Origin of the sequence: Leisingera sp. JC11 (assembly GCF_040704725.1) — a bacterium.
In the GTDB taxonomy this organism is placed as follows: Bacteria; Pseudomonadota; Alphaproteobacteria; order Rhodobacterales; family Rhodobacteraceae; genus Leisingera.
This window is the reverse complement of sequence record NZ_JBFCVS010000004.1, coordinates 1-21,029: the sequence shown is the minus strand read 5'-3', so window position 1 is coordinate 21,029 and position 21,029 is coordinate 1. Positions and strand designations below refer to the sequence as shown.

General features: G+C 62.5%; 18 protein-coding genes. 6 read left to right on the top strand and 12 right to left on the bottom strand.

Features of this window, described 5'->3' with window-relative positions; all coding sequences use genetic code 11:
* Positions 1-116: 116 nt before the first annotated feature.
* The 8 genes from AB1A62_RS05690 to AB1A62_RS05655 all read right to left on the bottom strand — a co-directional run bounded on the left by AB1A62_RS05690 (position 117) and on the right by AB1A62_RS05655 (position 11,114).
* Positions 117-1,004, bottom strand: coding sequence for a DmsC/YnfH family molybdoenzyme membrane anchor subunit (locus AB1A62_RS05690; protein ID WP_366660558.1), 888 nt, complete (start codon positions 1,002-1,004; stop codon positions 117-119).
* Positions 1,004-1,768: a 4Fe-4S dicluster domain-containing protein gene (locus AB1A62_RS05685; protein ID WP_366660557.1), complete on the bottom strand. Its 765-nt coding sequence runs from the start codon at positions 1,766-1,768 to the stop codon at positions 1,004-1,006. The genes AB1A62_RS05690 and AB1A62_RS05685 overlap by 1 nt, the downstream gene beginning before the upstream one ends.
* Positions 1,765-4,587, bottom strand: coding sequence for a molybdopterin oxidoreductase family protein (locus AB1A62_RS05680; protein WP_366660556.1), 2,823 nt, complete (start codon positions 4,585-4,587; stop codon positions 1,765-1,767). The genes AB1A62_RS05685 and AB1A62_RS05680 overlap by 4 nt, the downstream gene beginning before the upstream one ends.
* A 25-nt stretch (positions 4,588-4,612) precedes the next feature.
* Positions 4,613-5,644: a putative sulfate exporter family transporter gene (locus AB1A62_RS05675; RefSeq protein WP_366660555.1), complete on the bottom strand. Its 1,032-nt coding sequence runs from the start codon at positions 5,642-5,644 to the stop codon at positions 4,613-4,615.
* 159 nt (positions 5,645-5,803) lie between these two features.
* Complete coding sequence (gene pta / locus AB1A62_RS05670; RefSeq protein WP_366660554.1) at positions 5,804-6,817, bottom strand: phosphate acetyltransferase; 1,014 nt, start codon at positions 6,815-6,817, stop codon at positions 5,804-5,806.
* Positions 6,818-6,861: 44 nt separating this feature from the next.
* Positions 6,862-7,608 carry a TSUP family transporter gene (locus AB1A62_RS05665; RefSeq protein WP_366660553.1) on the bottom strand — a complete coding sequence of 249 codons (747 nt, stop codon included), beginning with the start codon at positions 7,606-7,608 and terminating at the stop codon, positions 6,862-6,864.
* 5 nt (positions 7,609-7,613) lie between these two features.
* The gene (gene xsc / locus AB1A62_RS05660) at positions 7,614-9,386 is read right to left on the bottom strand and encodes a sulfoacetaldehyde acetyltransferase (protein WP_366660552.1); all 1,773 of its coding nucleotides are present in this window, start codon (positions 9,384-9,386) and stop codon (positions 7,614-7,616) included.
* A gap of 267 nt (positions 9,387-9,653) precedes the next feature.
* A complete protein-coding gene (locus tag AB1A62_RS05655) occupies positions 9,654-11,114 on the bottom strand; it encodes a PLP-dependent aminotransferase family protein (protein ID WP_366660551.1) in 1,461 nt (486 codons plus the stop codon).
* A 106-nt stretch (positions 11,115-11,220) separates the two neighbouring features.
* Here AB1A62_RS05655 and AB1A62_RS05650 point away from each other — a divergent pair, with 106 nt between their 5' ends.
* The 3 genes from AB1A62_RS05650 (at position 11,221) to AB1A62_RS05640 (ending at position 13,382) form a co-directional block, all read left to right on the top strand.
* Positions 11,221-11,964, top strand: a complete 744-nt coding sequence (locus AB1A62_RS05650; protein ID WP_366660550.1) for a hypothetical protein — start codon at positions 11,221-11,223, stop codon at positions 11,962-11,964.
* Between the two features lie 82 nt (positions 11,965-12,046).
* Positions 12,047-12,358: a metalloregulator ArsR/SmtB family transcription factor gene (locus tag AB1A62_RS05645; protein WP_366660549.1), complete on the top strand. Its 312-nt coding sequence runs from the start codon at positions 12,047-12,049 to the stop codon at positions 12,356-12,358.
* On the top strand, positions 12,351-13,382 hold the full coding sequence (locus tag AB1A62_RS05640; RefSeq protein ID WP_366660548.1) for a permease: 1,032 nt from the start codon (positions 12,351-12,353) through the stop codon (positions 13,380-13,382). Before AB1A62_RS05645 ends, AB1A62_RS05640 begins: the two co-directional genes overlap by 8 nt.
* Before the next feature lie 68 nt (positions 13,383-13,450).
* On the opposite strand, the gene AB1A62_RS05635 is transcribed toward AB1A62_RS05640, so the two are convergent.
* Both AB1A62_RS05635 and AB1A62_RS05630 read right to left on the bottom strand, forming a co-directional pair.
* A complete protein-coding gene (locus AB1A62_RS05635) occupies positions 13,451-14,359 on the bottom strand; it encodes a GFA family protein (protein ID WP_366660774.1) in 909 nt (302 codons plus the stop codon).
* Between the two features lie 295 nt (positions 14,360-14,654).
* Positions 14,655-16,052, bottom strand: coding sequence for an aminotransferase class III-fold pyridoxal phosphate-dependent enzyme (locus tag AB1A62_RS05630; protein ID WP_366660547.1), 1,398 nt, complete (start codon positions 16,050-16,052; stop codon positions 14,655-14,657).
* Positions 16,053-16,347: 295 nt separating this feature from the next.
* Here AB1A62_RS05630 and AB1A62_RS05625 point away from each other — a divergent pair, with 295 nt between their 5' ends.
* Both AB1A62_RS05625 and AB1A62_RS05620 read left to right on the top strand, forming a co-directional pair.
* Positions 16,348-17,124, top strand: coding sequence for a 3-keto-5-aminohexanoate cleavage protein (locus tag AB1A62_RS05625; protein WP_366660546.1), 777 nt, complete (start codon positions 16,348-16,350; stop codon positions 17,122-17,124).
* Between the two features lie 2 nt (positions 17,125-17,126).
* A complete protein-coding gene (locus AB1A62_RS05620; protein WP_366660545.1) occupies positions 17,127-18,455 on the top strand; it encodes an aspartate aminotransferase family protein in 1,329 nt (442 codons plus the stop codon).
* Between the two features lie 49 nt (positions 18,456-18,504).
* Here AB1A62_RS05620 and AB1A62_RS05615 read toward each other — a convergent pair whose 3' ends face one another.
* The gene (locus AB1A62_RS05615) at positions 18,505-19,173 is read right to left on the bottom strand and encodes a DsbA family oxidoreductase (RefSeq protein WP_366660544.1); all 669 of its coding nucleotides are present in this window, start codon (positions 19,171-19,173) and stop codon (positions 18,505-18,507) included.
* A 197-nt stretch (positions 19,174-19,370) separates the two neighbouring features.
* Between AB1A62_RS05615 and AB1A62_RS05610 the strand changes: the two genes are divergently transcribed.
* Positions 19,371-20,402, top strand: coding sequence for a D-cysteine desulfhydrase family protein (locus AB1A62_RS05610; RefSeq protein WP_366660543.1), 1,032 nt, complete (start codon positions 19,371-19,373; stop codon positions 20,400-20,402).
* Positions 20,403-20,438: 36 nt separating this feature from the next.
* On the opposite strand, the gene eda is transcribed toward AB1A62_RS05610, so the two are convergent.
* Positions 20,439-21,029: bifunctional 4-hydroxy-2-oxoglutarate aldolase/2-dehydro-3-deoxy-phosphogluconate aldolase (eda, locus tag AB1A62_RS05605; RefSeq protein WP_366660542.1), on the bottom strand; the 591-nt coding region annotated here is incomplete at its 5' end.

The following is a 21,029-nucleotide window of genomic DNA, read 5'->3' as shown; positions in this document are numbered from 1 at the left end:
TTCTGTTCCTTTCTAATCGCTTCAGGAACAGGACGAGGCAGCCAGGGCGTTTGTGACACCTACGGTAAAAAATACTTCAAAAAAATTGGGGCGCCCCATCGGCGCCCCGGTAGATATCAGCGTTTGCCGTAGTAGAGGCCAACGACATGTTCGGCCTGGGCAAAGAACAGCCAGCGCGAGGTGGCAACGCCAGCAAGGTGCGAAAGCACTGCGAGAGCGGCAAACACATGCTTGATCACGAAGCCCTGAACAGGGGTCAGGATCAGCAGCAGCGGCAGCGCAAAACCAAGGATGAAGGCAACCATCCGCAGCTTCTGTGCGTGCTTTCGGCCGACCACATGCACGAACTCGCGCAGGAGGTAGTTGGAACCGGTGTGGGGAGGCTCGAACGCGCGCACTGCTCCGCGATCCCCAAGGCCTGTGGCAGTGCCCAGGTTGGTGCCGGAAGTCTCCAGCGCCTTGTCACCCTTGGCCCAATAGGCCAGCTGCACCGCGCCGGCGATGGCCAGCAGCCAGGGCGCCACAGACTCGGCACCGGCCAACAGCGCTCCGCCTGCAAGGCTGAAGGAGAGGAATATCGCCGGTGTCAGTTCCATGTTCCAGCGCGGGATGGTCTTCAGTTGGGTGTAGATCATCGAGGTGGTGAAGACAGTAGCGAGGCTGAGAGCGGCGCCAATCCAGCCCAGCAAGGTCCAATAACTGTCCATGAACACTGCGCCAAGCGCGTAGAGCCCCATCACGATTAGAGCACCGACGGCACAGACGCCCTCTCGGCTGAGCCAGCTTGTCTTCCACTGGGTGAAGGCGCGCCAGGCGCGCTCCGGGTGGCCGAGGTGAAACGTAGAGGCCAGAAGGCCGCCGCAGGCAAGGCCAAAGGCGATGGCATAGAACACGAAAGCCACGGTGCCGGTCACAGCGGGCTGACCGAGGCCGAGGAAGAACAAGAGGCCAAAGCCAAGCCCCGACAGGGTGGTGAATATGATGACGGATGGTGCGGGATGCATCAGTTTGCTCCTCCCGGAAGTTTGTCGAGGGCCTTGTCCAGCCATCCCATGAAGCCTTGCGGCTCCTCAGCGACCGGTGCCAGCAGCGGGGCGAGGATGTCGATCTGCTCCTCGATCTGGTCTTTGGGACGGGGCGGCAGGTACTTGTTCACCGGTTTGGTGCCCATTTCCGGCATCAGATCCATTCCGCCGCGCTCTGCCACCAGTTTGGAGACATCGCTGCCGGGATCGCCCAGATCGCCGAAATGGCGCGCACCGGCAGGGCAGGTGCGCACGCAGGAAGGGATGCGGTCCACTTCCGGCAAGTTCTCGTTGTAGATCCGGTCAACGCAGAGGGTGCATTTCTTCATCACGCCTTCTGCCAGGTCCAGTTCCCGCGCCCCGTAAGGGCAGGACCAGGCGCAGAGGCCGCAGCCGATGCAGTGGTCCTCGTTCACCAGCACAATGCCGTCCTCGGCGCGCTTGTAACTGGCGCCGGTGGGGCAGACGGTGACACAGGGGGCGTCCTCGCAGTGCAGACAGGATTTGGGGAAATGGATCAGTTGCGCGTGGCCATTCGCGGGCTGCACCTCGTAGGAGTGCACGCGGTTCAGGAAGGTGCCCGACGGGTCGCCGCCATAGGGGTTCTGGTCTGACAGGGGAGCGCCGTAGTTCTCCGTGTTCCAGCCCTTGCAGGAGATCACGCAGGCATGGCAGCCGACGCAGGTGTCCAGGTCGATGACCAGACCCATCTTGCGATCTGTGGAGTTGGGGAGCTCGGTCATTTGCCTACTTTCCACTTCAGTTCTTTCGGGCCGGTGCCAACCGGAGATTCCTGCGCCGGGAAAGCTGGCTGGCTTTCCTGCAGATCTTCCGGCGGTGCGGCCTTTTCAATTCTGACTTTCAAGTCGAACCAGGCCGCCTGGCCGGTGATCGGATCCGAGTTGGCCCACCGCATACCGTCGCCCTTGGCAGGCAGCAGCTCGTGGATCAGGTGGTTCAGCAGGAAACCCTTGGTGGCCTCCGGCGCATCCTCTTCCAGCGCCCAGGCGCCCTTGCGCTTGCCGATGGCGTTCCAGGTCCAGACGGTGTTGTCATTGAGCGCCGCCATTTCCATCACCGGCACGGTAATTTCCCCGTGCGGTGAGGTGACCTTGGCCCAGTCGCCGTCCTGCAGCCCGTGCTCGCGCATCAGCTTGGTTGGCACATACAGGGGATTGCGGCCGTGCAGCTGCCGCAGCCAGGCATTCTGGGTGCCCCAGGAGTGGTACATCGCCATCGGACGCTGGGTCAGCGCGTTGACGGTGAAACCCTCGTTGCCTTGCTGATCGGTTTCGTACCAGATCGGCAGCGGGTCCATCACGTCCTTGACGCGCTGGCGCAAATGCTCCGGCGGCTGGCGCTCACCGTTGCCTTCGGCAGCCAGTTGGAACTTTCGCATTGGCTCCACATAGAGCTGGAACAAATAGGGTTGCGGGCTGTCGTAGATGCCCATGCCCACCGCCCAGTCCTGATAGGCCGCGTTCCAGGGTTTGTAATAGTCCGCGCCGTCCGGGATGTGGGCGACGTAGAAGCCGCCGTTTTCGATGTATTTGTCCAGCTGTTCGGGGTTTACTTCGCCGCGGCCTTCCTTGTCTCCGTTCTCGCCGCGGAAACCTGCCAGAGGGCCGATACCTGGCTTGCGCTCGTGGTTGACGATGTAGTCGGCGTAGTCCTTCCACTTGGGCGTCCGGTCCTCATTGGTGAAGTTCGGCAGCTTCATCCGGTTGGCGAGTTGGATCAGGACCGTCTGGAAACCGCGCACGTTGCGGTCCGGCTCGATCACTGGCCAGCGGATGGCATCTGCCGCCGCATCTGCCTCGCAGATCGGGCGGTCCAGCAGCGAGATGCAGTCGTGGCGCTCCAGATAGGTGGTGTCGGGCAGGATCAGGTCCGCAAAGGCCACCATCTCCGACGAGTAGGCATCCGAGTAGATGATATGCGGGATCTTGTAGTCGCCGTTCTCATCCTTGTCGGTCAGCATCTCCATCACACCCTTGGTGTTCATGGAGGAGTTCCACGACATGTTGGCCATATACATGAACAGCGTGTCGATCTTGTAGGGATCGCCCGCGTGCGCGTTGGAAATCACCATATGCATCAAGCCATGGGCCGACATCGGGTTTTCCCAGGTGAAGGCCTTGTCGATCCGGGCCGGGCTGCCGTCTTCCTTCAGGGCCAGGTGCTCGGGTCCGCGGACAAAGCCCAGGTGCGGGCCGTCAAGCGGGGTGTCGGGCGTTGCCTTGCAGTGCGGGGTCGGGTGTGCCTCGACCGGCTTGGGATAGGGCGGTTTGAAGCGGAAGCCGCCGGGGACCTCGACCGTGCCCAGCAGGATCTGCAGCACATGCAGCGCCCGGCAGGTCTGGAAGCCGTTGGCATGCGCCGAGACACCGCGCATCGAGTGCATGGCCACCGGGCGGCCCACCATCTTGGTGTGTTTTTCGCCGCGGAAGTCGGTCCATTCGACATCCAGCTCAAACGCCTCGTCAAAGGCGACGCGGGCCAGCTCACCGGCAATTGCGCGGATACGCTTGGCCGGGATGCCGCATTTCTCGGCGATGGCTTCAGGCGCGTATTCCGCGGAGAGATAGCGTTCGGCCATCAGGTGGAAGACCGGGCGGTGGGTGACGCCGTCTTTCTCGTGGACGGCGGTCAAGTCCGGGCGGACGCCGGGCTGGTCGAAGGGGGTCAGCTTGCCGGATTTGCGGTCAATCACCAGCATCTTGCCATCATCATCACGCAGGAACAGGCCCTTGTCGGGGCCTTCGGTGGCGTTGATCAGCACCGGTGCGTTGGTATAGCGGCTGAGGTAGTCGAGGTCGATCTTGCCAGCCTTCATCAGCACGTGGATCAGCGACAGGATGAACAGGCCGTCGGTGCCAGGGGTGATGCCGACCCAGTCATCCGCAACCGCGTTGTAGCCGGAGCGGATCGGGTTCACACCGATAACCCGCGCGCCGCGCTTCTTGATTTTACCGATGCCCATCTTGATCGGGTTGGAGTCATGGTCCTCCGCCACGCCGAACAGCAGGAACAGCTTGGTGTGGTCCCAGTCGGGCTGGCCGAACTCCCAAAACGCGCCGCCCATGGTGTAGATGCCTGCGGTTGCCATGTTGACCGAGCAGAAGCCGCCATGCGCCGCATAGTTCGGGGTGCCGAAGCTTTGCGCCCAGAAGCTGGTGAAGCTCTGGCTTTGGTCGCGGCCGGTGAAGAAGGCCAGCTGCTCCGGTGCCTCGTGGCGGATCGGCTCCATCCAGCCTACCGCAATTGCCAGCGCCTCGTCCCAGGTGATTTCCTTGAACTGACCCGACCCACGCGGCCCGGTACGCATCATAGGCGCTTTCAACCGCGAGGGGGCGTTGACCTGCATGATCCCGGCTGACCCCTTGGCGCAGAGCACGCCCTTGTTCACCGGATGGTCGCGGTTGCCCTCGATATAGGCGACCTTGCCGTCCTTCATGTGAACATTGATGCCGCAGCGGCAGGCGCACATGTAGCAAGTGGTTTTCCGCACCTCGTCGGATACGGGGGGTGAAGTCTCCACCCGGGGTTGCTGGAATGTCATCTGGCCTCCCTTCTGGTTCCCCTGATCAGGTCAATAGTTCGATCCCCGCCAGGATTAGCCCGGCAATGAACAAAGTTTCGACGATGATCAGGGCAATGGCCGCGCCTCCGACGGCCAGAACCTGTTTCAAATTTGTTTTCATTCCCACCGCCGCAATGGCAGTGAGCAGCAGCCAGCGCGACGACTGGCTGAGGAACTCGGTGACGGCCGGCGGGATCACCCCGAAGGAGTTGATCCCGGCCAGCACGAGGAATGCGATGACAAAGCCCGGCAGGACCGGCGGGCGCTGGCCGTCCTTGGGCAGTTCGGCAAAGGAGCGGATCATCAGCGAGGCCACCAGCACGATCGGCGCCAGCATGGCCACCCGCATCAGCTTGACCAATGTGGCGGTGTCGCCGGTCTGCTCAGATATCGAAAAGCCCGCGCCAACAACCTGTGCCACGTCATGAATGGTGCCGCCCAGGAAAACGCCGGCCTGGATTGAGTTCAGCTCCAGCAGGTTCACCAGGATCGGATAGGCGATCATCGCCACGGTGGACAGCACGGTGACGCCCATCACGGTAAAGATCAGCCGCTCCTCGGAGCGTTCGTCACGAGGCAGGATGGCGCTGATCGCCATCGCTGCAGAAGCACCGCAGATGGCGACCGAGCCGGCGGTCAGAAAGGCGAAGCGCCACTTGTGGCCAAAGAACCGTGCTACGGCGAGGCCGAAGAAGATGGTGGCAATCACGCCGCCCACCACCAGGGCAATCAGGTCCCAGCCCAGGCCCATCATCAGCACCATGGAAACCCGCACGCCCAGCAGCGCCACTCCAAACCGCAGCAGCGAGCGGGCTGAGAAGGCGATGCCGGGAACGGTCTTGCCCTCTTCGCCCAGGAAGCTGACGGCAATCCCCAAGAGCAGCGCAAGCAGCATTGCGGGTGTTGCATAATGCTCGGCCAGGAACTGCGCGGTGATGGCCACAATTACCGAGACCGCCACTCCTGGCAGAAGCAGGCGGAGCTTCTCCTTAAGGGTGCCTGATTGCAGCGATATGACAGCGGATGAGATGGACATGACAGGAAACCTTGGATGCTTTCTTTAGGATTGGCTGCTAACGTGCATTGGCGGGTCCTGTTGGGTGGCTTCGGCGACCGTAAGACGGAACGCCTCAAAATGGGAATAGTGTTCTTGTTGGGTTCTGATTTTTGGAACCATTGTTCAATTTTCCGGTCCTTAACTGCCTTTGGCCTGCAGAATGGTGACGGCGATGATCTGGGTCACATCCTCGGCGCTGCAGCCGCGTGACAGATCGTTGGCGGGTTTTGCCAGCCCCTGCAGCACCGGTCCGATGGCGGAATAGCCGCCCAGCCGCTGGGTGATCTTGTAGCCGATGTTGCCCGCATCCAAGTTGGGGAAGATCATTACGTTGGCCTGGCCCGCGACGCTGGAGCCGGGTGACTTGCGTTCCCCGACCGAGGGGACAAAGGCTGCGTCAAATTGCAGTTCACCGTCCGCCGGCAGGTCAGGATGCGCTTTACGGAACAGGCTCAGGGCCTCGGTCACCTTGTCCACCGCGGGATGCTTGGCGCTGCCGGCGGTGGAGAAGCTGAGAAAGGCGAGTCTCGGGTCCACCCGCAGTAGTGCACGGGCCGATTGGGCCGAGGCGGCGGCGATCGAGACCATCTCGGCAGGGTTGGGATCGATGACCAGCCCGCAATCGGAATAGAGCATGGCCCGGGCGCCCTCAGGCGCGCCTTCCGGCGGGTACATCAGGAAGAAGGAAGAGACCATGCCCGCGTCCGGCGCCATGCCGATCACTTGGATGGCGCTGCGCACCACGTCGCCTGTGGTATGCACGGCGCCGCCGACGGTGCCGGTGGCATGGCCCAGGCGCACCAGCATGGCGGCATAGACCAGCGGAGTTTCGGCAGCGGTGCGAGCCTTTGCTTCATCAACGCCCTTGTGCTTGCGGAGTTCATAATATTCGGCGGCGAAGAAAGTAGTCAGTTCTGAGGTGGACGGATCGTGGATTGCCACGCCGTCACCAGCGCTGGCGCCTTCGGCCTGCAGCGCGGCTTCGACCTCACCCTGCGGGCCGACCAGGATCACATCGGCGATGCCCGCTTGATGCGCGGCCAGGGCGCCTGCCACCACGCGGGGGTCGGTGCCCTCGCTCAGCGCAACAACGGGGCGAGCGGCCGGGGCTTCGGCCTTCAGCAGTTCGAGCGGGGACAAGGTCTGGGTCACGGGTGTGCGTCCTGTAGCAGCGGTTTCGGGGCAGGGCCGGGCGGTCAGAGCGCCAGCCTTGCGATATTGATCAGCGACAGCGCGGTCAGCATCAGAACCACCGCGCGGCGGAACAGCGCTTGCGAGACCGCCTGGAAACTATGGGACCCGGCCCAGATGCCGAGGCCCAGAATGGGAAAGGCCAGCAGGATGCCGGTCAGGGTTTCCGGACCGACCAGCCCGTTTGCCGCCATAACCGGAAGCGCCATCACGTCGATGCCGGTCAGGAATACGATCATCGTGGCGCGGAACACTGCAGGCGGCACCGGCTGCGCAGTCAGGAAGGCCGCCACCGGCAGGCCGCCGACACCGGCGCTGTTGGCGATGCCTGCAATGGCACCCACACCCACATTCCCGTTGCGCCCGACAGGGCGTTCCAGCTGCCAGCCGCTGAGCAGAACCAGGCTCAAAACCAGGATCAGACTCGAGATCGCCAGCCGCGCCTCCTGTTCGCCCAGCCGCGCCATGATGGCAATGGCGGGAACAGTGGCAATGGCGGCGCCTGCCAGCAGGGCAATTGCCCGGCGCCAGTCGATATGCGGGCGGATGTCTCGCGCCTGAAAGGCGGTCATGGCGATTTCGCAGGAAAACACCACGGGTATCAGCGGCAGCGGATTGGTAGTGAGTGCTGCCAGAATGATAAAGATCGCGGAAAACCCGAAGCCGGAAAAGCCCCGGATAACGGCCGCCGCGAATAACGCGGCGGCCAGATAGAGCCCCTGGCCCATAGAGAGGTCAAAGGGCAGGGGCATCAGGTTCAGACTTTCTGCGGACGCATGTCGTCCTTGCTGATGCCTGCAACCTGAACCGGTTTCTTCATCGCGTCGCGGCGGAAGGGCTCACCCAGTTCCTGGTTGATCATGGCTTCGATCAGGGTGGTGATGCCTTTCTTCTGGTCTTCGCAGGCCTGGCGCAGCGCCTCGGTCAGCTCGTCCTGGTTGCGGGCCACAACACCTTTCAGGCCGCAAGCCTGAGCGATGCCGGCATAAGACACCTGGGTGTCCAGCTCGGTGCCGACAAAGTTGTCGTCGAACCACAGGGTGGAGTTCCGCTTTTCTGCGCCCCACTGGTAGTTGCGGAAGACAACTTGGGTGATCGCCGGCCATTCCTCGCGACCGATCGCGGTCAGTTCGGTCACCGCAATACCAAATGCGCCGTCGCCTGAGAAGCCGACAACCGGAACGTCCGGGCAGCCGATTTTCGCGCCGACAACCGCTGGCAGGCCGTAGCCGCAGGGGCCGAACAGGCCGGGAGCCAGATACTTGCGGCCTTCCTCGAAGGACGGATAGGCGTTGCCGATGGCGCAGTTGTTGCCGATGTCGGAGGAGATGATCGCATCCTTCGGCAGGCCGGCCTGGATCGCACGCCATGCGCGGCGCGGGCTGAGCCAGTCAGGCTTGGCGGCGCGGGCGCGTTCGTTCCAGGTGGTGCCGGGATCGTCCTGCTCGTGATCCATCGACGACAATTCCTGCGCCCAGGAGGACTTGGTGTGCGCGATCAGAGCCTTACGCTCGTCGCGGCCCTCGTCGCCCGCGGTGGCGGAGAGTTTCTCCAGGATGGTGTCAGCAACCTGCTTGGCGTCGCCGACGATGCCGACGGTGACTTTCTTGGTCAGGCCGATGCGGTCCGGGTTGATGTCAACTTGGATGATCTTCGCGTCGGTCGGCCAGTAGTCGATGCCGTAGCCCGGCAGGGTGGAGAACGGGTTCAGGCGGGTGCCCAGGGCCAGAACGACGTCTGCTTTGGAGATCAGTTCCATGCCGGCCTTGGAGCCGTTGTAGCCCAGCGGGCCTGCAAACAGCGGGTGCGAGCCGGGGAAGGCGTCGTTGTGCTGATAGCCAACGCAAACCGGAGCGTCCAGCCGCTCGGCCAGAGCGATTGAGGACGGGATCGCGCCGCCGATGACAACGCCTGCACCGTTCAGGATGACCGGGAATTTGGCGTTCGACAGCAGTTCTGCTGCTTCGTTCACCGCGTCGGTACCGCCCGCGGGGCGCTCGAAGTCAACCACGGCGGGCAGATCAATGTCGACCACTTGGGTGAAGTAGTCACGCGGCACGTTAATCTGGGCCGGAGCGGAGTTGCGCTTTGCCTGCATGATCACGCGGTTCAGCACTTCCGCCATGCGGGACGGGTCACGCACTTCTTCCTGGTAGCACACGCAGTCTGCGAACATGCGCATCTGTTCCATTTCCTGGAAGCCGCCCTGACCCATGGTCTTGTTTGCCGCCTGCGGGGTGACCAGCAGCAGCGGGGTGTGGTTCCAGTAGGCGGTTTTCACTGCGGTAACGAAATTGGTGATGCCGGGGCCGTTCTGCGCGATCATCATCGACATCTTGCCGGTTGCGCGGGTGTAGCCGTCCGCCATCATGCCGCCGGAGCCTTCGTGGGCGCAATCCCAGAAGGTGATGCCCGCCGGCTCGAAGATGTCGGAGATCGGCATCATCGCCGAGCCGATAATACCAAAGGCATGCTCGATGCCGTGCATCTGAAGCACTTTCACAAAGGCTTCTTCGGTGGTCATTTTCATGGGTTTGCTCCTGAGTGAGACGCATATTCCGCCCGGGCCAGAATGCCGGGAATTGACTCTGGTTTAGGGGGCAGCGGGGGGCTGGGTTAGGGCCAGTTGTTTCGCTGGGGTAAGTCCAAAACTGGACTCATGAAAATAGCCGGACGGGTTTTTCATATAGGGTTCAGCCGGTCATGCCGGGTGGGAACCCAAAATGATCACGTTCCGCTTGCTGATACAAATCGTATCAATTTTCCGGTTGATGGGCCTTTGAACCAGGAGAATTTGTCAGCGCTGTTTAAGCGCTTGGGCCAGCAAGGCCAAACCGGGCTCGATTCGGGTTGCGGGAATCGAGGAATATCCAAGCCGGTAGAAATTCAGCTTCCGGTGTTCGGCGGCAAAGAAGGGCGCACCTGGTTCGATGATCACGCTTTTCTCCCGCAGCTGCTCGGCCACCGCTGTTGCATCGACGTTCTCGGGCGCCTGCATCCACAGAGCTGAACCGCCAAAGCTGCCGACCCCGGCAATGGTCAGGTCGTGTTTGCGGATAGCATCCTCGATCACGGCGCGGCGGTCGTGCAGAACCTTGGCGATGCGGCGGATCTGGGCATCGTAATGGCCGAGCGAGAGGAAATAGGCGACGGTGCGCTGAACATGGCCTGGGGGGTGCCGAAGCACGCTGGCGCGCAAAGCGCGGGCCTGCCGGATGAAGGGTTCCGAGCCGACCAGATAGCCAAGACGCAGCCCTGGAAACAGCGACTTGGAGAAGCTTCCAGCATAGATTACCCGCCCTTCTGTATCGAGGGACTTGAGGGAAGGCGAGGGCGCGCCAAGGAATGACATCTCGAACTCGTAGTCGTCCTCGACAATCACGGCGTCGATGTCGCTGGCGCGCCGCAGCAGTTCCTTGCGCCGCTCCATCGGCATTGTGAAGGTGGTGGGGCTCTGGTGGCTGGGGGTGCAGAAGATGACGTTTGTATCGTCGGGAATATCTCCGGGCGGCAGGCCGCGCTCATCCACAGGGATGCAGTCAATTTGGCAGCGGGTCTGCACAACCTGATCGCGCAGGGTGTAGTACGCCGGGTCTTCCACTGCCGCCCTTCGCCCGCGGTTCAGCAGCAACTGGCACGTGATCCACAGTGCGTTCTGGGCGCCGAGCGTGATAAGAATTTCTTCTGGCCGCGCCGTAATACCGCGCCGCGGCAGAGTGTGGCGGGCAATGTATTCGATCAGGAGAGGGTCGTCCTGGTCGAAGTAGTCATTGGCCAGGGCGGAGAAATCCTTCTGCCCCAGCGCACGCAGCGCGCACAGCCGCCAGTTGGCATGGTCGAACAGCGAGGCATCGGCCTGGCCGTAGATGAACGGATAGCGGTAGTCGCGCCAGTCCTGCGGTTTGCGCGGGGTGTCGCCGCCGGTAAAGCTGCGCGCCATAACCTTGCCCCAGTCCACCGTATCGCCGGATTTCTGCTGCGGAGTATAGGAAGGTGGCACCGGTGCGTTGTCAGAGACAAAATACCCCGACCGCCCGCGCGAGGTGAGATAGTCGTTTGCCAGCAGCTCTGTGTAGGCCAGCGTCACGGTGATCCGGCTGATGCCCAGATGCGCGGCCAGCTTGCGAGAGGACGGTAGCTTCTCCCCGACCCGGAAGCGGCCCGAAAGAATGCCCTCTGCGATCATTTCCTGGATTTGCGCCTGCAGGGTGCCCTGAGCGTCGGGGTTGAGGAAGAAGGTGTCAACGGAGATGGCCATGCGGGACACCTTAAGGTGGACTTAAATGGGGTGCAATCTGGACTTAGGGCCAGTTTGGAGGAATCTGCATCTTGCTTTGGCCAGCGCGTGGTGCAAGCGTGCCGCCATGTTTAAAGTCGTTGGTCATCTGGCCCTCGTTGTATTCTTGACTCTTTTTACGCAGCTGGGCGGCATAGCCTGGCTTGCATCGCTCATGTTCTGGCGCAGGCTGCTGGCGTTTCTGATTCTCTATGCGGGTCTCAGCCTGGCTGCGATTTGGGTTGCGCCGCATTCCGGGCGGGTTGCCCTCAGTTGCTGGGAACGCGGGCCGCTGCAGATGCAATCTTGGTTCTATTGCGCGTTGAACCGGAACTACGTGACGCCGGAACTCGCAAATGTCTTGCAGGAAACGGCGGGTGCCGTGGACACGGCATATCCCGGCACCGTCACGCAGGTGCTCGACGCCAATTTCCCGTTCCTTGCAACTTTCCCGCTGCTGCCTCACCTGTCTCACCATGATGGCCGAAAGGCGGATCTTGCGTTTTACTATGCAGGTGCAAAGGGTTATAGCCCCAAGGCAACCCGATCTCCCATCGGCTATTTTGCCTTTGAGCAGGGGCCGACGGTATGCCATGACAACTGGCTGACACTCCGCTGGGATTTGCAGGTGTTGCAGCCCTTGTGGCGGGACTTGGAAGTTGATGCGGACCGTACCCGCCATTTGCTGCAGTTTCTGGAAGCAGACAGCCGGGTTGGGAAGATCTTTTTGGAGCCGCATCTGCAGAGCCGGCTGGGGCTGCGCCCGAGCAAGTTGAGGTTTCAAGGCTGCAGGGCAGCGCGACACGACGATCACATCCACTTGCAGCTCTAGACCTCGTCCCGAGAGCCACGCTCTTGAAAAACGCTAAAAAAACTATAAAACTAGTTTTATCGAATCAATTGGAGCTGACATCATGCAATGGGAAGAAGCCGCACAGGGCTTTGCCGCGATGGGATCGGAGGCACGGCTGCAGGTGCTGCGCTGCCTGATCCGGGCGGGTGAGGCCGGGCTGACGGTTGGGGACATCCAGGAGCGCACCGGCATCGCGCCCTCGACCCTGGCGCATCATTTGAAATTCCTCACCGGCGCCGGTGTGGTGGCGCAGGAACGCGTGGGGCGTTCGACGATCAGCCGCGCCGAATTCACCCGGTTGGAGGCATTGGCCGGCTTCATTCTTCAGGAATGCTGCGCGGATGCAGGCAAGAAGGCGGCAAACGATGGCTGAATTGACACAAGACCCCGGCAAGGCAAGAACGCTTGGCAGCTGGCTGAAGACACCCTGGGCGCTGAGCCTTGCCCTTCTGACGGGCGCTGCCGTTCTTGACCCGGGCAATTTCCGCGCTGTCGTGGAATTCACCCTGTCAGCGCTGGGCAGTACCGCGCGCTACATATTGTTTGCGGTCCTGCTGCTGGCCTATCTGAAAGCGACAGGGGCCGAGACAATGGTGGCGCGTGCCTTCGAGGGGCGCGAGACGCGGATGATTTTGCTGGCAGCGCTGTTCGGCGGGCTGGCGCCGTTCTGCTCCTGCGAGGTGATTCCGTTCATTGCCGGCCTCCTGGCGCTTGGCGCGCCGCTGTCGGCGGTGATGGCCTTCTGGCTGTCCTCGCCGCTGATCGACCCGCCGACGCTTTTGATCACCGCGGGCGCGCTGGGCTGGCCCTTTGCCATCGGGAAGGCGGTGACTGCGGTGGCGCTGGGGCTGTTCGGCGGCTTTGCCATCAAACTGCTGCGGGGGCAGGGCGTGTTTGCCAATCCGCTGCGCAAGCACGAAAACAAAAGCTGCTGCGGCTGCGGCGGGCCGAAGCTGGACGCCAAGCCGAACTGGCGCTTCTGGACCGAATCCGAACGCCGCCAGAAGTTCCGCGAGGAGTTTGTCTCCAACGGCTTGTTCCTGCTGAAATGGCTGGCACTGGCCTATGTGCTGGAATCGCTTCTGGTCCATTACGTACCGGCCGATGTGATCGCCGGTCTGGTGGGCGGCGAGGGTGTGCTGCCGATTGCCACAGCGGCGCTGGTCGGGATGCCAGCTTACCTCAACTCCTATGTCGCGCCGCCGCTGCTGGCGGGGTTGATGGAGCAGGGGATGAGTGCAGGTGCGGCCATGGCCTTCATGGTGGCTGGCGCGGTCAGCTCGGTTCCTGCAATGGCGGCGGTCTGGTCTTTGGTGAAGCCAAAAGTCTTTGCGGCTTACCTGGGACTTGGGGTGAGCGGCGCGGTCCTGTCGGGCATCCTGTTCCAGCTGATCTGAAGCGCAAGCCAAGCGCATCTCAAGCGGGGCCGCATATCCGGCCCCGTATTATGATTCCGGGGTACCGTTCAGGGGACCTCCTCGCCCACGGCATGGTAGGCCTGAATGAGGCTTGGCGAATCTTTGCATTCGGTTCGGGGCAGGTCATCATGGATATCCAGCCAAGGCATCCTGCTTTCGACGCCGAGGTGGTAGGTGGGTGGAAAATCCTGCGGGTTGTCCAGGGAGGCTGTGAAAATCATCGTCCATTCTGTCCATTGTCCGACAAGCCCCTGATAAAGCAGCGCGGTTCCGCAGTTTTCGCAGAACCCGCGCTGTGCAATCTTGGAGGGCTGGTAGAATTTCGGTTGTCCCTTGGTGAATTCCACGGCGCTTGCGGGATAGGTCGTGCCGCCGAGAACCGGTGCCCCCGAGAATTTCTGGCACATCCGGCAATGGCAGAGCATGGATCCGAGCTCCTTTTCGGTCACCCGGTACCGCACCGCGCCGCACATGCAGCCGCCGGTTGCCTCTGTCCGCGGCTCGCTTGGCATGTCGACAAACGGCCGGAACTGGACATTTGCGGGAGCAGATCCGCCTGGCACACTTGTGTGCCAGATATGAACCCCGCGAGAGATGTTCTTGAACTTATGCGCGCCGAGATCGGCAAGGGAAACAGGGGGCGGGTCCGGCAACAGATCCTTGATGACTTGCGAGACTGCGATGCCGCCCGGCTCCGTGACGCCAAGCATCCGGGCCGCAATATTGATCCCGTCGCCGAATGCTTCGCTGTCACCAATAAGGATCTCGCCAAGGTTCAGACTGATCCGCATCTGGATGCGCTGGTCTTCGGGCAAACCTTGATTGCGTTTGATCAGACCTTCCTGCAACCTGACAGCCCATTCCAGTGCCTTGGCAGCGCTTGCGAACTCGATCAGATACCCGTCGCCGAGCGTGTTCAGCATCCGGCCCTGAAACTGGCCTGTCAGCGGATCGATCAGGGCAAAGCGGCATTCCTACAGCCTTTGAACTGTCTCGGATTGGTGCTGGCCCATGAGGCGGCTGAAACCGGCCACATCTGCAAAGGCAATCACGCTGGTACGGCTTTCCAGGCTACTGTCAGTCATGGGTTCCCCCTTTCCCGCAGTGAATGCTTTCAGGTTAGACACGGATGAGGATCATGTCCAACCCGGTCAAACCCTTCCGTTCCGGTCCGGGCAGGCGGATCCGTCCGTAAAGAAAAACGCCCCGGAATTTCCGGGGCGCAGTTTGTTCGTCCAACAGGGAGAGATGTCAGCCGAAAACCTTGGTCAGGGCCTTGTCGACCGCATCGCAGATCAGGTCGATGTCGTCCGCAGTGGCGATCAGCGCCGGGCTGAAGCACAGGGTGTTGTTGCGGCCGGGCAGCGAGCGGTTTGTGACGCCGATGATCACGCCCTGCGCGCCGCATTCCGCGACAACCTGCTGCGCCAGTTTCTCGTCCACTGGCTCCTTGGTCTCGCGGTCCTGCACCAGCTCGGCGCCCAGGAACAGGCCCTTGCCGCGCACGTCGCCGATCACGGCGTGCTTTTCCTGCAGCGCGCGCAGGTTGTTCAGCATCCGCTCACCCATGGCAATGCAGTTGTCCAGCAGGTTCTCGTCCTCGATGATCTGCATGTTGACCAGTGCCGCAGCGGGACCAGCGGTGCAGCCGCCGAAGGTGGAGATGTCGCGGAAGTAGTTCAGCGGGTCGGAGGTGTCGTCCTTGAACATTTCAAAGACTTCCTCGGTGGTGACCATGCAGGCAATCGCCGCGTAACCGGAGGCAACGCCTTTGGCCATGGTCACGAAGTCCGGCTTGATGCCGTACTGCTGGTAGCCGAACCACTTGCCGGTGCGGCCGACGCCGCAGACTACTTCGTCGATGTGCAGCAGCACGTCGTACTTCTTGCAGATTTCCTGCACCCGCTCCCAGTAGCCTTCCGGCGCTTCGATCACGCCGCCGCCTGCGGTCACCGGCTCCAGGCACAGCGCGCCCACGGTTTCCGGACCTTCGCGCAGGATCACTTCCTCGATCTTGTCTGCGGCTGCGATGCCGAACTCGCGGCCGGACAGATGTTCCAGGCCCAGCTCATGCTTGCGGTATTCCATGCAGTGCGGAACGCGGACAAAGTCCGGCGCAAACGGGCCGTACTGCGCGTTGCGTTCGTCCTGGCCGCCGGCCGACATGGTTGCCAGGGTGGAGCCGTGGTAGTCGCGGTCGCGGTACAGGATCTTGGTTTTCTTCCCGCCGTATTTCTTGTGGGCGATCTGCCGGATCATCTTGAAGGCCTTCTCGTTGGCCTCCGATCCGGAGTTGGTGTAGTAAACGCGGGTCATGCCCGGCATCTTGGAGATCAGCTTCTCGGCGAACAGCGCGCCCGGAATGGAGCCCGCGGAGTTGGCGAAATAGCAGACCTTCATCAGCTGGTCGTAAACGGCCTTGCAGATGTTTTCGCGGCCATAGCCGACGTTGACGGTCCAGACCCCGCCGGAAACAGCATCCAGGAACTCCTTGCCGTTCTGATCCCAGACGCGCATACCCTTGCCCTCGACAATGATGCGCGGGTCGGAGGATTCCAGCGCCTTGTGCTGGAACAGGTGGTGCCACATGTGGGCCTTGTCGGCCTCCACCACTCGGGAGAGATCGTTTTCGTTGAACGTGCCGTCCATGACATGTCCTTTCGGCGTTAGAAGTGAATCGGGCTGCCCGGAACCCTACAGGGCTTCTGAGGCGTATTATGTACCAGAAACGTCAGTTTCGGGGAATTCGTTAGGGCCAAAGTATGTGCTTGCTTAGGTCCAGAAGCTGGATGCCCGGGTCCGTGGGCAGAGCGCTGCCAGGCCGGGTCGAGGTAAAACAAATGTTCTGAGATTGGCGGCTTGAGAGCGTATGTCCCGTGAGGGCAAGCTGCTCAGGTGTTCCAAGCACGAGTCGCGGCAGCGCAAGCGGCATAGGAGGAGACCGGTGGCAGAGTACAGTTTGATGGTGGCACCCAATGGGGCTCGGCGGGGGCGCGGGGATCACCCGCAGCTGCCGGTGACGTCGCGGCAGACGGCGGAAACCGCAGCGGCCTGTTTTGCTGCAGGGGCCCATGCGCTGCACCTGCATGTGCGCGATGATGAGGGGCGGCATTCGCTGGATGCGGGCCGCTACTGCGAAGCCCTTGATGCGGTGCGGGAAAGCGCGCCGGCGATGGCAGTGCAGATCACCACGGAAAGCGCGGGCCTCTACGATGTGGCCGCCCAGTTCGCCTGTCTGGAGGCGCTGCGCCCGGCGGCGGCCTCTGTCTCGGTGCGGGAAATGGCACGGGACGCGGACCTGGCCGCGCGCGCCTATGCCCTGTGCGCGGAAGCAGGCACGCAGGTGCAGCATATCCTGTACGGTCCGGACTGCATTGCCCAACTGCGCGCCTGGTATCAGGACGGCACCGTTCCGGGCGCCATGCGCGATGCGATCATTGTTCTGGGCAAGTACAATCCGCCGGTTCTGGCCCGGCCCGAGGGACTCACCGTCTTCCGGGACGCCGCGGCGGATCTGCACCTCAACTGGGCCGTCTGCGCTTTCGGGCGGCATGAACAGGCCTGCCTGCTGGCGGCGGTTGCCGCCGGAGGGGATGCGCGAATCGGATTTGAGAATAACATCGAAACACCGGAAGGCGGGCTGCTGGCAGATAATGCAGCTTCGGTTGCCGCCTTCGTTCAGGCCGCAAAGGCCCAGGGCCATACGCTCAAGGAGTGCTGATCATGAGTCATGTCTTTCCCCGCCACACCAAAGCCAGCCTGCCCACCGCTGTTGCCGGTGACGGCTGCTACTTGATCGATGCGGACGGCAAGCGCTATTTCGACGGCTCCGGCGGTGCGGCGGTCTCCTGCCTGGGCCATTCCGACGCCGATGTGATCAAGGCGGTGCAGGAGCAGGTCGGCAAGCTGGCCTTTGCCCATACCGGTTTCCTCACCTCGGAACCGGCGGAAGAACTGGCGGACTTGCTGGTGGCCAACGCGCCGGGGGATATTGACCGGGTCTATTTCGTTTCCGGCGGGTCGGAGGCCACCGAGGCCGCGATCAAGCTCGCCCGCCAGTACCACCTGGAGCGCGGCGAGCCGCAGCGCCGCCATATCATCGCCCGCAAGCAGAGCTACCACGGCAACACCCTTGGCGCGCTGGCGGCAGGCGGCAATGAATGGCGCCGCACCCAGTTCGCACCGTTGCTGATCGACATCTCCCATATCTCGCCCTGCTACGAATACATCGGCCGGGCAGAGGGCGAGAGCACCTATGACTACGGCCAGCGGGTGGCAAATGAGCTGGAGGCGGAAATCCTCCGCCTCGGCCCCGAGACCGTGATGGCTTTCATGGCGGAGCCTGTGGTCGGCGCCACCTCCGGCGCGGTTCCGGCGGTTGAGGGTTATTTCAAACGCATCCGCGAGATCTGCGACCAATACGGTGTGCTGCTGATCTTGGACGAGGTGATGTGCGGCATGGGCCGCACCGGGCATCTGTTTGCCTGCGAGGCGGACGGTATCGCGCCGGATATCCTCTGCATCGCCAAGGGATTGGGCGCCGGCTACCAGCCAATCGGCGCAATGCTCTGCACCCGGCAGATCTATGAGGCGATCGAGCACGGCTCCGGCTTTTTCCAGCATGGCCACACCTACATCGGCCACCCGGTGGCGACCGCTGCCGGCCTGGCCGTGGTCAAGGCGATGCTGGAACGCGGCCTGGTGCAGCGCTGCGCTCAGATGGGGGAGAAGCTGCAGGCGGCGCTGGAGGACCGTTTCGGCCAGCATCCCAATGTGGGCGATATCCGCGGCCGCGGGCTGTTCCGCGGGGTGGAGCTGGTGGCTGACCGCGACACCAAGGAACCGTTTGATCCGGCGCTTGGGCTTGCCGGGCGGATCAAGAAGGCAGCCTTCCAGGCCGGGCTGATCTGCTACCCGATGTCGGGCACTCGCGACGGCCAGAACGGCGACCACATCCTGCTGGCACCGCCCTTCATCATAACCGATGAGCAGATCACCGAGGTGGTGGACAAGCTGGAAACCGCGATCACCCAGTGCTTGCCGCAGGCATAAGCTGTTTGAAGAAACGACTCACCGCCCGGCTGCACGCCGGGCTCTGCCCTCAGCGGAATTCGCTGCCGGTAAGGCTAAGCTGCTCCAGAATGCTGGCGTAGTTCTCAACCCCTTGCGCGCCGGTCACCAGGTGGCGGCCATTGAACACCATGGCAGGCACGCCGCGGATGCCTTGCTGCATCCAGAACGCCTCGCGCCGGCGCACGTTGTCCGCGTGTTTGCCGCTCTCCAGGGCCGCACGCGCGCCGGCGCCGTCCAGGCCGAGGCTTTCGGCGGTCTCTACCAGCACCTCCGGATCCGAGACATTCTTGCCATTGGTGAAATACGCGCTCAGTAGTGCCTGTTTCATTTCGTGGCACTTGCCGTGCTCTTCTGCCCATTCGATCAGCTGATGCGCCTGAAAGGTGTTGTAGATCCGCATGCCTTCAAAGAAGCGGAAGGAGAACCCTAGCGCTTCACCAATTTCTGTCAGCTGCGCCCGCACCTGGGTGGACTGCTCTTCGGTGCTGCCGTATTTCGCGGCCAGATGCTCGCGCAGATCCTCGCCTTCGAACGCCATATCCGGGTTCAGCTCAAACGGCTGCCAGTGGATGTCCAACGCCACCCCGGCGCGGCGGGCGGCAAAAGCCAACTGGTTGTAACCGACCGCACACCACGGGCAGACAACGTCTGAGATGATATCAACCCGAAGGGCTGGATGGGGTTCTGTTGCTGGCATTCGGCTGGTCCTTGGCGGTGCAGTGCTTTGTAAACAAATGGGAACCGCAAGTAGGTAAAGCAACCGCTTTAACCTTCAAAGAAAGCAGGGCAGGCTTAGCCCGCCACAATCGTTTGCCTGACGTTTTTCATTGACGAGGCCGGTGATGGCTTCACTGTTGGAAGAAGCTACTTTTGGAGCCAAATAGAGGTTCTCGAATGACCATGACCGCGGATTGCCTCTCTGCATTTCCCCGTGCGTCCCTGCTGGCACAGCCGACCCCGCTGGAACGGCTGGACCGGTTGTCGCAGGAATTGGATATCGATCTTTGGATCAAGCGCGACGATCTGACAGGGCTCAGTTTCGGCGGCAATAAAACACGTCAGCTGGAGTTCTACCTGGGGGCTGCGCTTGCGGCAGGAGCGGACACCATCCTGATCACCGGTGCTGTGCAGTCGAATTTTACCCGCACCGCTGCTGCCGCTGCTTCGAAGCTTGGGCTGCACGCCATTCTTCAGCGTGAAGAGCGGGTGCCGGGAATGGGCACGCTCTATTACAGCTCAGGCAATATCTTCCTGTCGGATATTCTGGGAGCAGAAAGCGCCGGCTACCCGGAGGGCGAGGATGAAGCCGGAGCTGACGCAGCCCTGAAAGCGCGGGCAGAAGAATTGCGAAAGGCAGGCCGCGAGCCTTACATCATACCGCTTGGCCTGGGGCATCCGCCGCTGGGTGCGTTGGGGTATGTTCTGGGAGGGGCGGAGGTTGCGGCACAGATTGGCGGCTTTGATGCGGCGGTGGTGCCGTCGGGCAGCGGAGCAACTCATGCCGGTTTCCTGACTGGGGTACGCCGTGCTGGCATCACCGCACCTGTTTTCGGAATCTGCGTCCGCAGAAATGCGCAGCTGCAAAAGGACAGGCTCGAACAGGTAACGGACGATCTGGCGGATCTGATCAACATTCCGCGCCCATTCGCCAGCGGAGATATCCATACCTGGGACGGTGCGCTGGCCCCCGGGTACGGCCGGGCAGGACCAACGACACGCGCCGCGCTGCAGCGCATGGCAAGGACGGAGGGGATCCTGCTGGACCCGGTTTATTCCGCTAAGACGTTAGCAGGGCTTCTGGGCTTGCTGGACGCGGGATCTATCTGCAAAGGCCAGAAAGTGTTGCTACTTCACACAGGCGGGCTGCCGGCGTTGTTTGCCTACCAGGCCGAGCTGGGATTCGGCCACGGCGGCGGCGCAAGCTGACTCCGCGCCGCATAACTGCTGCCGGTGCCAAAGTATTCAGGTCTTGCCAAGCCTGGCTGCCTCGCTTGCCAGATTTTTGATTGCGTTCCAGTTTCGGGATTGGACGAGGTTCTTGGGTGCGGTCCAGCTGCCGCCTGCGCAGACCACGTTGGGCAGGCTGAGGTAGCTTTCGGCGTTTTGCGGGGTGATGCCGCCGGTGGGGCAGAAGGAGATCTGCGGCAAGGGCGCGCCGATCGCTTTCAGCGCCGGGGCGCCGCCGGAGGCTTCGGCCGGGAAGAACTTCTGCATGCCGTAGCCGCGGGCCAGCAGCCGCATCGCCTCGCTGGCGGTGGCGGCCCCGGGCAGGAGCGGCAGGCCGATGGCTTCGCAGGCCTCCAGCAGCGCATCCGTGGCGCCCGGCGAGACGCCGAACCGGGCGCCGGCCGCCTTGGCGGCCTCGGCGTCCCTTGGGGTGATCAGCGTGCCGGCCCCGACCACGCCGCCCTTGACCTGCGCCATTTCGCGGATCACGTCGAGCGCCGCGCCGGTGCGCAGGGTGACTTCCAAAGCAGGCAGGCCGCCCGCCACCAGCGCTTCGGCCAGGGGACGGGCGTGGGCCGCGTCCTCCACCACCAGCACCGGCATCAC